The following is a 13,303-nucleotide window of genomic DNA, read 5'->3' as shown; positions in this document are numbered from 1 at the left end:
GCAGGGCGCGCGCGGCGCCACCGGAAAGTTTCGGTCAGGCCTATTCAGCTCATTCTCGTGTTCCGCTGCGCGGAGCCGGCCGGTCGCGGCGGGCTCATCGCGCCGCGAACTGTCCCAGCACTTCCTTGCAGGCGGGCGACAGCGAGGCGGCATTCGAGGCCAGGCACTGCGCGATCCGGCCGCCTCCCGGCGCAACGCCGCCACACAGCGAGCGTACGTCGGCGCCGCAGGCCGACCGCACGACGAGCAGTTCTTCGCGCGGACGCAAGGGCCGCAGTACGATCCCTGCCGCAGGCGCCGCCGGTGCGGTAGCCGCAGCGGTGGAGCCGTCGCCTGCCGCTGGCGCCGCACCACCACTTGCGGCCGCAACTGCCTCACCGCAAGCGGGCGAGAGCCTCGCCTTGTTCTTCTCGAGGCATCGCAGTGCGGGGGCGCCGCCGGTCGGCACGCCGGGACAGACCTTCTGATAGTCGGAACGGCAGGCGCTGCGGATCGCGGAAACCTGCGCCTCGGTCGGCTTGGCCTGCGTGCGCGCCGCTTTCGGCTTCGCTGCGCTGGTTGTCGCCGCCGGCGCCTCGGTCTTGGTAGGGGCCGGCGCCGTCTCCGCCTTCGGTGCGGCCGGTGCTTCTACTGCACGCACCGCACTGGCGCAGCCTGCAGACAAGCTCGACATGTTCTTCTGCAGACATTGCAGCGAAGCTTCGCCGCCGGGCGGAATGCTGGAGCAATGCGCCATGTAATCGTTGCGGCATTGCGACTTGATCGCCTCACGCTGGGCCTCGCTCGGCGCCTGCGCCAGCGCTGCGGTCGCAAACAGCACGACGGAAAACGGCAGTGCGCGCCCGCATGCGCGCTTCAATGTCTTGATCATGTAAGCAAACCCTTTGTTGTCGACGGAAGCCGCCGCTTCAACCGAAGTTCATTCTTGCGAAGTTCGTTCTTGAAGAAGGTCGCTCTTGAAAAGTCTGGTACGGCAATCTTAGTGGGCGGTATCATTTTCTGTTTCGGGTTCCACTGCAAGCCAATTGTTGCTATGGATGCATCGCGACAGTCGTCTCCGGATGAACGCCTCTTTGCGGGGCAAGTTGAACTGGTGCACGGAAATGAAGCTTGCGCGCCCATCGGCCTGTTGCGGATCGAACCATGGCGCGCGACCGGCCGTCACGCCCCTGTTACGTATCGGTTTCCTGCTCTCTGCCTTAGTTGGCTTAAATGGCTGCGAGCAGAATACTTTCGTGCCACCGCCGCCGCCAAAGGTGGAAGTCGCGATTCCGGTGCAGCGCAGCATTACGCGTTTCCTGGAGACAACCGGCACCACCGCGCCGGTCAAGAGCGTTGACCTGGTGGCGCGCGTGCAGGGTTTTCTGCAGTCGATCGATTATCAGGACGGCACCTTCGTCAAGCAAGGCACCACGCTGTTCACGATCGAGCCTGAGACCTACAAGTTGAAGCTCGAGCAGGCAAAGGCGGCGGAGGTGGGCGCACAAGCGACGCTGAAGCAGGCCGAGACCGATTTCAAGCGCCAGATCGACCTGGTGCAGCGACAGGCGGTCTCGCAGGCGACACTCGATACGTCGACGGCGAATCGCGACAACGCCCAGGCCAGCCTGCAGCAGGCGCAAGCCAATACCCGGATCGCAGAGGTCAATTACGGCTACACCAATGTGACGGCGCCGTTCGACGGCATCGTCAGCGCGCACCTCGTCTCGGTCGGCGAACTCGTCGGCTCGACTTCGCCGACGCAGCTTGCCAGCATCGTCCAGCTCGATCCGATCTGGGTCAATTTCAACGTCAACGAACAGGACGTGTTGCGCATCCGCGAGGACGCGAGGCGGCGTGGTCTCTCCGTGGCCGAGCTGCGTCAGTTGCCGGTCGAGGTCGGCCTGCAGACGGAGACCGGCTATCCGCACAAGGGCAAGCTCGACTACATCTCGCCGATCCTCACCCAGTCGACCGGCACGCTGCCGGTGCGCGGCATCTTCGACAATCCCGACCGCACGTTGTTGCCGGGCTTTTTTGTCCGCGTCCGCGTGCCCTATGACCAGCAGCAGGACGCGCTGCTGGTGCCCGCTACCGCGCTCGGCAGCGACCAGGCCGGCCGCTATGTGCTGGTCGTCAACGCCGACAACGTGGTCGAGCAGCGCAAGGTGGAAACCGGACAGCTCGAAGGCGAATTGCGCGTCATCGATAGCGGGCTGAAGCCGGACGACCGCGTCCTCATCGCCGGATTGTTGCGCGCGATCCCCGGCCAGAAGGTCGATCCGCAACTGCAGAAGATCGAAGCCTCCGCATCGGCGAAGTGAGGGGGCGGCCATGATCTCGAAATTCTTCATCGAGCGGCCGGTCCTTTCCAACGTCATCGCGATCCTGATGATCCTGATCGGCGGCGTGGCGCTGCTCAACCTGCCGGTCGCGCAATATCCCGACGTGGTGCCGCCGACCGTGCAGGTGACGACCCGCTATCCCGGCGCGTCCGCCAAGACCGTGATCGACACCGTGGCGCTGCCGATCGAGCAGCAGGTCAATGGTGTCGAGGACATGCTCTATATGCAGTCCTATAGCGGCGCCGATGGCACCTATACGCTGACGGTCACCTTCAAGATCGGTACCGATCTCAATTTCGCGCAGGTGCTGGTGCAGAACCGGGTGTCGAGCGCGCTGTCGCAATTGCCGCAGTCGGTGCAGAGCCAGGGCGTCACGGTGCAGAAGCGGTCGACCTCGATCCTGCTGTTCGTGACGCTGACCTCGCCGAACAAGACCTATGACAGCCTGTTCCTTTCCAACTACGCCACCATCAGCATCAGGGATGAGCTGTCGCGGCTGTCAGGGGTCGGCAACGTCACCGTGTTCGGCGCCGGCCAATACTCGATGCGGGTCTGGCTCGATCCGAACCAATTGCAGGCACGCGATCTGGTGCCGCAGGACGTCATCCAGGCGATCCAGCAGCAGAGCCAGCAGGTCACGGCGGGACAGGTCGGCATGCCGCCGACGCCGCCCGGCCAGGCGTTCCAGTACACGCTGAACGTTGCCGGCCGGCTTGATGACACGAGCCAGTTCGAGAACATCATCGTCAAGACCGGAAACGTCGGCGACGTCACCCGCGTCCGCGACGTCGGCTGGGTCGAGCTCGGCGCCCAGACCTACAGCCAGATCTTCTCGCTCAACAATAAGCCTTCCACCGGCATCGGCGTGTTCCTGTCGCCCGGCGCCAACGCGCTCGAGGTCGAGAAGGCGGTGGAGAAGAAGATGGTGGAACTGGCCAAGCAGTTCCCGCAGGACATCAAATACGACACGCCGTTCGACACCACGATCTTCGTCCAGGCCTCGATCAACGAGGTCTACAAGACGCTGATCGAGGCCGGCCTCTTGGTGCTGATCGTGATCCTCGTCTTCCTGCAGGACTGGCGCGCGATGCTGGTGCCGGCGACCACAGTGCCGGTAACCATCATCGGCGCGTTCGCGGCGATGGCGGCGCTCGGCTTTTCCATCAATCTCTCGACGCTGTTTGCGATCGTGCTGGCGATCGGCATCGTGGTCGACGACGCCATCGTCGTGGTCGAGGGCGCCGCGCACAATATCGAGCGTGGCCTGTCCGGCCATGATGCGGCGATCAAGGCGATGGATGAATTGTTCGCGCCGATCGTCGGCATCACGCTGGTGCTGATCTCGGTGTTCCTGCCGGCGGCGTTCCTGCCGGGCCTCACCGGGCGCATGTACGCGCAGTTCGCGCTGGTGATCGCCGCGACCGCTCTGATCAGCGCCATCAATGCCGCGACCCTGAAGCCGACGCAGTGTGCGCTGTGGCTGCGCCGGCCGGTGCCGCTGGAGCAGCGCAATGCCTTCTACCGCGGCTTCAATGCCCTCTATGAGCGGCTGGAGCGCGCCTATGCGCGCCTGATCGGCAGTCTCGTAAGGCACAGCAATGTGTCGGTCGTGGCTGCGCTGATCCTGATCGGTCTTGCCGGCTACGGCCTGTCGCGGGTGCCGACCGGCTTCATCCCGATCGAGGACCAGGGCTATCTGCTGGCTGCAGTGCAATTACCCGATGGTGCTGCGTTGGATCGGACACAACGTGTCCTCGAAAGGGTCAGCGAGATGGCCGGCAAGTCGCCCGGCGTGCAGCAGGTGGTCTCCATCGCCGGCATCTCCGCGCTCGACAACAGTTCGAGCCTGGCGAATGCCGGCGTCGCTTATTTGATCCTGAAGGATTGGAGCCAGCGCGGGCCTGGCGAGGATCTGCGCTCTCTGGTGTTTGGGCTGAACGACAAGCTGGCCGAGATCGAGGAGGCGCGCATCCTGGTGATTCCCCCGCCGCCGATCCAGGGCATCGGCAATGCCGCCGGCTTCGCGATGCAGGTCGAACTCCGCGACGGCAATGCCGATTACGCCAAGCTGCAGGCGATCACCGGCGCGGTCGTCGCCAATGCGCAGACGCAAAGCGCGCTGCAGCGGGTCAGCTCGTCCTTCCGCTCCATGGTGCCGCAATACGACGTCGAGGTCGACCGGACCAAGACCCAGACGCTGAACGTCACGACCGACCAGATCTTCTCGACGCTATCGAGCTATCTCGGCGCGAGCTACGTCAACCAGTTCAACAAATTCGGCCGCACCTTCCAGGTCTATGTGCAGGCGGATTCGAAATTCCGCCTGAACCTGCGCGACATCCAGAACCTGATGGTGCGCAACAGCCAGGGCGAAATGGTCCCGCTTGGCACCGTCGCCACGATCACGCCGTCGGTCGGGCCGTCGCTGATCAGCCTCTATAATCTCTATCCGTCCGCCTCCATCATCGGCCTGCCGGCGCAGGGCTACAGCTCGGGACAGTCAATGGCGTTGATGGAGCAGATCGCCGCAAAGACGCTGCCGCCGGGTACGGGCTTTGAGTGGACGGCGATGTCGTATCAGGAGAAGGCAGTCAGCAACCAGATCTACTATGCATTCGGCCTTGCCTTACTGCTGGTCTACCTGGTGCTGGCCGGTCAGTATGAGAGCTGGTACGCGCCGATCTCGGTGATACTCGCTGTGCCGCTGTCGTTGCTCGGCCCGATGCTGGTGTTGTCAGCCTTGCGGATCGACAACAACCTCTACACCCAGATCGGCATCATCTTGTTGATCGCACTGTCGGCGAAGAATGCGATCCTGATCGTCGAGGTCGCGCTCGAGCATCACGTGCGAGGCCGCGAGCCGCTGATCGAATCGGCGATCGCGGCGGCACGCGCCAGGTTCCGCCCGATCCTGATGACGTCCTTTGCCTTCATCCTCGGTGTGGTGCCGCTGGTGCTCGCGACCGGCGCCGGAGCCAATGCGCGCAAGTCGATCGGCATCACCGTGTTCTCCGGCATGATCGCCTCGACCTGCCTTGCTGTGCTGTTCGTGCCCGCGTTCTTCGTTGTGGTGCAGGGCTTCGAGAATTGGCGCAAGTCGCGCAAGGCGAAGGCGCCGGCTACGGGGATTGTCCCGCAGGCGCCGTAACGGCTCCTTCACTGCACCTCGCCCCGCTCGCGGGGAGAGGTCGGATCGCATCGCAGATGCGATCCGGGTGAGGGGGAGTCTCCGCGAACTCAGCTATTACCGTGTTTGCGGAGAGAGCCCCTCACCCCAACCCTCTCCCCGTAAGAACGGGGAGAGGGAGAAGGCCGCATCGCCAGAACATCACACCCGGATCATGCGCTTGCCGCGGTTCTCGCCGGCGAGCAGGCCGATCAGCGCGGCCGGCGCGTTCTCCAGCCCGTCGATCACGTCCTCCTGCACCTTCAGCCTGCCGGAGGCGATCCAGGACTGCAGGTCGGCGAGCGCAGCGTCGCGCTGGTCCATGAAGTCCATCACGATGAAGCCCTGCATGATCAGCCGCTTGACAACGATCAATCCGGGCACGCCGCGCGGGCCGTGAGCGGAGGGGACGCCGTCATATTGCGAGATCGCACCGCAGCAGGCGATGCGGCCGCGATTGTTCATCTGCGGCAGGCAAGCCTCCAGGATGTCGCCGCCGACATTGTCGAAATAGACGTCGATGCCATCAGGCGCAGCCGACCGTAGCGCCTTGTAGGTGCCGCCGTCCTTGTAATCGACCGCGGCGTCGAAGCCGAGTTCGCTGGTCAGCCAGTGGCACTTGTCCTTGCCGCCGGCAATGCCGACCACGCGGCAGCCCTTGATTTTTGCGATCTGTCCAACGATCGAGCCCACCGAGCCGGCGGCTGCCGAGACCACGACGGTCTCGCCTTCCTTGGGCTTGCCGACATGGAGCAGGCCGAAATAGGCGGTGAGGCCGGCGATGCCGTGGACGCTGAGCAAATGCGTCATCGGCTCGAGCTTTGGCATCTTGGTCAGATGTTTTGCCTGCACCGCGGCATAATCCTGCCAGCCGGTGTCCCCGAACACGATGTCGCCCGGCGCAAGGCCTGAGGCCTTAGACGCCACCACCTCGGCGATGCCGCCACCGGACATCACGGTGTTGGCCTCGACCGCGGCGCGGTAGGTCGCGCCGTGCATCCAGGCGCGGTTGGCGGCATCGAGCGAGAGATAGCGCAGCCGCAGCAAGGCCTCGCCGTCCTTCGGCTCGGGGATGCTGCCATTGACCATCCTGAAGTGCTCAGGTCCGAGCCTCCCGGTCGGCTTCTCCACCAGCAGGATCTGACGATTATTAGCTTCGCTCATGGTGTCCCTCCCTTGTTGGTCAATCCCGATGCAACTGCGTGCGCGTTGCGCGCCAGATTGCACAGATTGTGCGCTGCCATGACGCTAATCCCCGCGTGTCTATTCCACAACTGGAACATGCAGCTCTGCTCGCACAGAGCGAAAGCGTGTTGCGCGCCTGCGTAAATCTGCCACACTCCATCGCTTGCCGGGTGACTTACGGGAGTAAGAGCATGTCGAGCAGGTTCACGCAGTACATCCTCATCGCGATGGTGCTGGGCATCGTGATGGGTGCCTTCGTCTACAACTTCCTGCCCGACAGCCGGGCGGAGATCGCGGCCGATGTAAACCTGATCGCGATGCTGTTCCTGCGGCTGATCAAGATGATCATCGCGCCGCTGGTGTTCGCGACATTGGTCGGCGGCATCGCGCATATGGGAAGTGGCGCGCGGCTTGGGCGCATCTTCGCGAAGACCATGGGCTGGTTCGTCAGCGCCTCCTTCGTCTCGCTCCTGCTCGGCCTCGTCATGGTCAACCTGCTGCAGCCCGGCGCCAACTTTCCGGGCACGCTGCCCGACAAAGCCCAGTCGACCGGCCTGCCGGTCTCGGCCTTTTCATTTGAGAAATTTTTGATCCACCTGGTGCCGACCTCGATCGCGGACGCGATGGCGCAGAACGAGATCCTGCAGATCGTGGTGTTCGCGGTGTTCTTCGCGGTCGCGCTCGGCGCAATGCCGGAGCGGGCGAAGCCGATCATGGCCCTGATCGACGACCTCGCCCACATCATGCTGAAGGTCACGAGCTATGTGATGCTGTTCGCGCCGCTTGCGGTGTGGGCCGCCATCATGGCGACGGTGTCGAAAAACGGACTTGGGGTGCTCTGGAAGCTCGTCGTGTTCATGGGCGGCTTCTACGTCTCGCTCCTAATCCTGTGGGCGATCCTGGTCGTCGTCGGCTTCATCGTGATCGGGCCGCGCTACAGCCACCTGTTGCGGCTGATCCGTGAGCCATTGATGATCGCGTTCTCGACCGCCTCGTCGGAGGCCGCCTATCCGAAGACGCTGGAGGGATTGAACCGTTTCGGCGCCTCGGCGCGGATTTCGGCGTTCGTGCTGCCGCTCGGCTATTCGTTCAACCTCGACGGCACGATGATGTACTGCACCTTTGCCAGCATCTTCATCGCGCAGACCTATCATATCGACATGTCGCTCGGCACCCAGCTCGCGATGCTGGCCACCTTGATGATCACCTCCAAGGGCGTCGCCGGCGTGCCGCGCGCCTCCCTCGTCGTGATCGCCTCGACACTCAGCCAGTTCGGCATTCCCGAGGCGGGCCTGCTAATGATCATGGGCATCGACACCTTCCTCGACATGGGCCGCAGCGCCACCAATGTGATCGGCAATTCGCTCGCCACCGCCGTGGTCGCCAAGTGGGAAGGCGAGTTGAAGGAAGAGCACGAGCTTGGGCCTGACGATGCGGTGCCGTCCGATGCGGTGCCGGGTGCGGTGATGGCCGGCCATTGATGGGAGGGGTGCATGCATCACGCCCGAAGCTTGGCCGCGGCGCTGTTGTCAGCAAGCCTGCTGGCCGGCGCCGCGGTCGCTCAAACGGTGGAGGGCCTTAGCCCGACGCTCGCCAATATCAAGAACACCCATGTGGTGCGGCTCGGCTACCGCGAGAGCTCGCCGCCGTTTTCTTTCCTCGATCAATCCAACCGGCCGATCGGCTACAGCCTCGAACTGTGCGAGGCGATCGTGGAGGAGATCGGCGTCGAGGTCGACGACCCCAATCTCAGGATCGACTACGTCAAGGTCACCTCCGACGATCGCATTCCTGCTGTTGTGCAGGGCAAGGTCGATCTCGAATGCGGGTCGACCACGGCGAATGCCGAGCGGGCCAGGCAGGTCGCGTTCTCTCCTTTGATCTTCGTCGCCGGCACCAAATTGATGGTGCCGAAGACCTCTTCCATCTCCGGCGTGACCGATCTCAAGGGCAAGACGGTGGTGGTGACCAAGGGGACCACCAACGAACAGGCCATGCACAATGTCGACAAGAAATTTTCGCTCGGGCTGAATATCGTGACGTCCCCTGATCACGAGCAGTCCTACCAGATGTTGGCCGACGGCAAGGCGGATGCGTTCGCGACTGACGACATCCTGCTCTACGGCCTGATCGCGCGGCACAAGTCGCAGGACAGGTTCCGCGTGGTCGGCGACTACCTGTCCTACGATCCCTACGGCATCATGTACCGCAAGGGCGAGCCGCAGTTGAAGGACGTGGTCGAGCGCACCTTCCGCAAGCTCGGCTCCGGCCGCGACCTGATTCCGCTCTACAACAAATGGTTCATCGCGCGGCTTCCCACCGGCGAACGCCTCAACGTCGCGATCTCGCCGCAGCTCGAGGAAGCTTTCAAGGCGCTGGACGATAACGAGGGGACGAGCAATTAGCTTCTCGTCCGTCATTGCGAGCGCAGCGAAGCAATCCACGCTTCCGCAAGCGGCGCCATGGATTGCTTCGCTACGCTCGCAATGACGGGGAGAGAGCGCCGCATTCCGACTTCTCCCCTCACCCCGAGGAGGCCGCGCAGCGACCGTTTCGAAGGGCGAGGCACCGGCGAGGCCTCATGGTTCGAGACGCGCGTTCCGCGCTCCTCACGATGAGGGTCTCACAGCGTCACTGCCTTACTGCGCAAACACCCTATCCAGCGCCGCTTCATACGCGGCATAAGCCAATTCCGGGTGCGAGCGGCTCAGCGCTTCCATCTTCACGCCGGCGTTGACTTCGAGGATCCGCCAGGCGCCATCAGTGCGTACGACGTCGATCGAGCCGAAGCGGATGCCGATCGCGCGGGCGGCCTTGATCGCGATCTCGATGCAGGTGTCGCGCGTCTCGCCCTGTTTCAGCAGCACCGGTCGCGCGCCGGAATCGAGGTTGTGGCGCCAGTTGAGGATGCGCCGCTCGCCCTCCGGGACGATCGCATCGAGCTCGGTCCGCCCGATCGCCGCGATCAGGCCGGGCAGCGCGGTCGATCGCCGCTCGGCAGGCATGGCCGCGAGCGCAAGCTCGAGCAGCGAATGCCTGCCGTCGCCGATCACGAACGGGCGCTCCTTGCTGTAGACGACGACCGGGAGATCATCGACCAGGACAACACGAATCTCGTCCTCGATCTCGACATAGGGCGAGATGGCGAGGCTTGGGTAGGCCGCCAGGATCCTGCCGACCGCGAGCTCGAGCGCATGCTTGGTCGTCACCCGGAAGACTCCCTCGCCCGACGTGCCCTCGTTTGGCTTGACGACGAGCCCGTTGGGATGCTCGGCCAGCAGGCGGAGCATCGTTTCCCAGGAGCCGGCCGACCGCGTATAGGCCGCGAGCTTCGGCCCAAGGAACAGGGTGTGGGGGATGCAGGGCACCCCAAAACATTGTAGCACCTCGGCGGTAGCCGCCTTGTCGTTGGCGATCTGGTGCGCGACCGCGCTGTTCAGCCCGACGTCATACGCGAAGGCGAGGTGCCGCCGCTGCCCACGTTGCATGACGATCAGCCAGGCCTCCGACCGCACCTCGACCGTAATGTTACGGGCCAGGCAATATTTCGTGACCGCGTCGACAAAAATCCGCTGGCTGATCGGGATCGCCAAGTCGATTTTCCTCTCTCAATGGTGCCGTGTGGAATTAATTGCTCTACCGGCATCGTTTCCAGCAAGTTAATTGCGCCGCGCCGGAAACCTTAACAACGATGTTTTGATTCTGCGAAATCAATCGACAGCCATGCTGAGTTCGCAATTGCACAATGGATGAATTCCATTATGTGTGTCAGCGGCGCGACGGGCAGGCGGGCTTCCCCTTGATGTCAGTCAATTACGTGCGGTCGAGCAGCCGCTACTCGACCTCGTTTATGTAAGGTCAATCGGAAAAACCAGACACATGAGCGCGTTCTATCGAGAGAAGGTCCTTTCTGTTCGTCACTGGACCGATACGCTTTTCAGCTTCCGAGCCACCCGCGATTCCGGCTTCCGCTTCCAGAACGGCCAGTTCGCCATGATCGGCCTCGAGATCGATGGCCGGCCGCTGCTGCGCGCCTATTCGATGGCGAGCGCCAATCACGAGGAAGAGCTCGAGTTCTTCTCGATCAAGGTGCAGGACGGTCCGCTGACCTCCAAGCTGCAGAAGATCCGGGAAGGCGACATCATCCTGGTCGGCCGCAAGGCGACCGGCACGCTGATCACCGACAATCTCATCCCCGGCAAGCGGCTGCTGCTGCTGTCGACCGGCACGGGTCTGGCTCCCTTCGCGAGCCTGATCAAAGACCCCGAGGTCTATGACCGCTACGAGACCATTGTGCTGGTCCATGGCTGCCGCCAGGTCGCCGAGCTCGCCTATGGCGAGGATCTGGTCGCCAATCTGCGCGACGACGAATTGTTCGGTCCGCTGCTCGCCGAGAAGCTGCTCTATTATCCGACCGTGACCCGCGAGCCGTTCCGCAACCGCGGCCGCATCACCGACCTGATCACGTCGGATCAGCTCTTCAACGACATCCACCAGCCGCCGCTCGATCTTGAGACCGACCGCATCATGATGTGCGGCAGCCCGGCGATGCTGGAGGACCTGCGCAAGCTGTTCGAGGGCCGCGGCTTCACCGAAGGCAGCCACAGCACGCCCGGCCATTTCGTGATCGAAAAGGCCTTCGTCGAGCGCTGATCGGCTCCGAGTTTTAAGCCAACTCTCTCGCCCGTCATTCGGGGGCGCGCGCAGCGCGAGCCCGGAATCCATTTCTCCGCGGCGTTTGTGGCCCGATGGATTCCGGGCCCGATGCTTCGCATCGACCCGGAATGACGGCGGGGTGCCTCTTCCCCCTTTCGTTGCAGCGCAATACACCACCCCGGATCGTGTAGCGTCGGTGTCACATCCGTGAACCCGAAGACCCATTATACCGTGTAGCGTGTGGCGGACGGCGCGGGATCGATTAGGCTTTCCGCCCGCCGATAACCAGTTCGGCAGGATCCGCTGAGGGGTTTCATGGCAACGCTGCTGCTTCCGTTCTCGCCGCGCTTCATCGTGCTCACGATCTGCTCGGTGGTCACTGCGCTCCTGCTCGTGTTCGGCATCGTCGACCGGAAGCTGATCGACGTCATCCTGATTCCCTTACTGATCTTCGGCGCGCTGACGCTGCTGGGTGTCCGCGACCTCATGCAGAAGCATCACGCGGTGCTGCGCAACTATCCGATCTCGGCGCATCTGCGCTTCCTGCTCGAAGAGATCCGCCCGGAGATGCGGCAGTATTTCTTCGAGAGCGAGAAGGACGGCATGCCGTTCTCCCGCGACACCCGCGCCGTCGTCTATCAGCGCGCCAAGATGGTGCTCGACAAGCGGCCGTTCGGCACCCAGGAGGACGTCTACCGCGAGGGCTACGAATGGATGCACCATTCGGTGGCGCCGAAGCCCCATTCGAACGAGAAATTCCGCATCACCATCGGCGGTCCCGACTGCGCGAAGCCTTATTCGGCCTCTGTCTTCAACATCTCCGCGATGAGCTTCGGCGCGCTGAGCCCGAACGCGGTGCGCGCGCTGAACGCCGGCGCCAGGAAAGGCGGCTTTGCGCATGACACCGGCGAAGGCGGCGTCAGCCCGTACCACCGCGAGAAGGGCGGCGACATCATCTGGGAGATCGGCTCCGGCTATTTCGGCTGTCGTAATCGCGACGGCACGTTCAATCCGGACGAGTTCGCGCGCGTCGCCACTGAGGAGCAGATCAAGATGGTCGAGCTCAAGATGAGCCAGGGCGCCAAGCCCGGCCATGGCGGTGTGCTGCCGGCGGCGAAGGTCTCGGAGGAGATCGCCAAGATCAGGGGCGTTCCCCTAGGGGAAGATTGCATTTCGCCGGCCTCGCACAAGGCGTTCTCGACGCCGCTTGAGATGATGGCTTTCATCGGCGAGATGCGCCGGCTGTCGGGCGGCAAGCCGGCCGGTTTCAAGCTGTGCATCGGCCATCCCTGGGAATTCCTCGCGATCTGCAAGGCGATGCTCGAGAGCGGGATCTATCCCGACTTCATCGTGATCGACGGCAATGAGGGCGGCACGGGCGCTGCGCCGCTGGAATTCATGGATCATCTGGGCATGCCGATGCGTGAGGGCGTCAATTTTGCCCACAATGCGCTGGTCGGCATCAATGCGCGCAACCGCATCAAGTTAGGTGCCTCCGGCAAGATCGCGACTGCCTTCGACATGGCGCGCGCGATGTCGATCGGCGCCGACTGGTGCAATTCCGCGCGCGGCTTCATGTTCGCGCTCGGCTGCATCCAGTCCTTGAGCTGCCACACCGACCGCTGCCCGACCGGCGTGACCTCGCAGGACCCGATCCGCAACCGCGCGCTCTACGTGCCCGACAAGATCGAGCGCGTCTCCAACTATCATCACGCGACGCTGCATGCGCTGGCGGAACTGCTCGCCGCCGCCGGCCTCGAGCATCCGCAGGAGTTGCGGCCAATCCATTTCACGCAGCGGACGTCGACCACGGAAGTCCGCACCTTTGCCGAACTGTACCCGGCGCTGCGTCCGGGCGAATTGCTCGAAGGCACCCAGGACCGCCGCTTCCGCGACGCCTGGGCCATGGCCCGCCCCGATTCGTTCCAGCCAGCGGGGTGAGCACGTTTCCCTCTCCCCGCAAGAACGTGGA

General features: G+C 63.6%; 9 protein-coding genes. 6 read left to right on the top strand and 3 right to left on the bottom strand.

What is annotated here, in order from left to right:
* Nucleotides 1-94: 94 nt before the first annotated feature.
* Nucleotides 95-871, bottom strand: coding sequence for a cysteine rich repeat-containing protein (locus tag AC5ZG5_RS34655; protein ID WP_456645452.1), 777 nt, complete (start codon nucleotides 869-871; stop codon nucleotides 95-97).
* A 232-nt stretch (nucleotides 872-1,103) separates the two neighbouring features.
* Between AC5ZG5_RS34655 and AC5ZG5_RS34650 the strand changes: the two genes are divergently transcribed.
* Both AC5ZG5_RS34650 and AC5ZG5_RS34645 read left to right on the top strand, forming a co-directional pair.
* Nucleotides 1,104-2,303 (top strand): efflux RND transporter periplasmic adaptor subunit, encoded by a 1,200-nt coding sequence (locus AC5ZG5_RS34650; RefSeq protein ID WP_456645453.1) that lies wholly within the window; start codon nucleotides 1,104-1,106, stop codon nucleotides 2,301-2,303.
* A 10-nt stretch (nucleotides 2,304-2,313) separates the two neighbouring features.
* On the top strand, nucleotides 2,314-5,472 hold the full coding sequence (locus tag AC5ZG5_RS34645; protein ID WP_456645454.1) for an efflux RND transporter permease subunit: 3,159 nt from the start codon (nucleotides 2,314-2,316) through the stop codon (nucleotides 5,470-5,472).
* A 180-nt stretch (nucleotides 5,473-5,652) separates the two neighbouring features.
* On the opposite strand, the gene AC5ZG5_RS34640 is transcribed toward AC5ZG5_RS34645, so the two are convergent.
* Nucleotides 5,653-6,654 (bottom strand): NADP-dependent oxidoreductase, encoded by a 1,002-nt coding sequence (locus AC5ZG5_RS34640; RefSeq protein ID WP_456645455.1) that lies wholly within the window; start codon nucleotides 6,652-6,654, stop codon nucleotides 5,653-5,655.
* Nucleotides 6,655-6,866: 212 nt separating this feature from the next.
* Between AC5ZG5_RS34640 and AC5ZG5_RS34635 the strand changes: the two genes are divergently transcribed.
* Both AC5ZG5_RS34635 and AC5ZG5_RS34630 read left to right on the top strand, forming a co-directional pair.
* Nucleotides 6,867-8,156 carry a dicarboxylate/amino acid:cation symporter gene (locus AC5ZG5_RS34635; RefSeq protein WP_028167897.1) on the top strand — a complete coding sequence of 430 codons (1,290 nt, stop codon included), beginning with the start codon at nucleotides 6,867-6,869 and terminating at the stop codon, nucleotides 8,154-8,156.
* Nucleotides 8,157-8,168: 12 nt separating this feature from the next.
* Complete coding sequence (locus tag AC5ZG5_RS34630; RefSeq protein ID WP_456645456.1) at nucleotides 8,169-9,080, top strand: amino acid ABC transporter substrate-binding protein; 912 nt, start codon at nucleotides 8,169-8,171, stop codon at nucleotides 9,078-9,080.
* Between the two features lie 234 nt (nucleotides 9,081-9,314).
* Here AC5ZG5_RS34630 and AC5ZG5_RS34625 read toward each other — a convergent pair whose 3' ends face one another.
* A complete protein-coding gene (locus AC5ZG5_RS34625; RefSeq protein ID WP_456645457.1) occupies nucleotides 9,315-10,268 on the bottom strand; it encodes an ATP-grasp domain-containing protein in 954 nt (317 codons plus the stop codon).
* 286 nt (nucleotides 10,269-10,554) lie between these two features.
* Between AC5ZG5_RS34625 and AC5ZG5_RS34620 the strand changes: the two genes are divergently transcribed.
* Complete coding sequence (locus AC5ZG5_RS34620) at nucleotides 10,555-11,328, top strand: ferredoxin--NADP reductase (RefSeq protein WP_028163358.1); 774 nt, start codon at nucleotides 10,555-10,557, stop codon at nucleotides 11,326-11,328.
* A gap of 318 nt (nucleotides 11,329-11,646) precedes the next feature.
* The gene (locus AC5ZG5_RS34615; RefSeq protein WP_456645458.1) at nucleotides 11,647-13,272 is read left to right on the top strand and encodes an FMN-binding glutamate synthase family protein; all 1,626 of its coding nucleotides are present in this window, start codon (nucleotides 11,647-11,649) and stop codon (nucleotides 13,270-13,272) included.
* Nucleotides 13,273-13,303 lie beyond the last annotated feature (31 nt).

The sequence above is a fragment of the Bradyrhizobium sp. Ses1 genome, assembly GCF_059512365.1.
The sequence above is the reverse complement of the archived record's forward strand: the minus strand, read 5'-3'. Positions and strand labels throughout refer to the sequence as shown.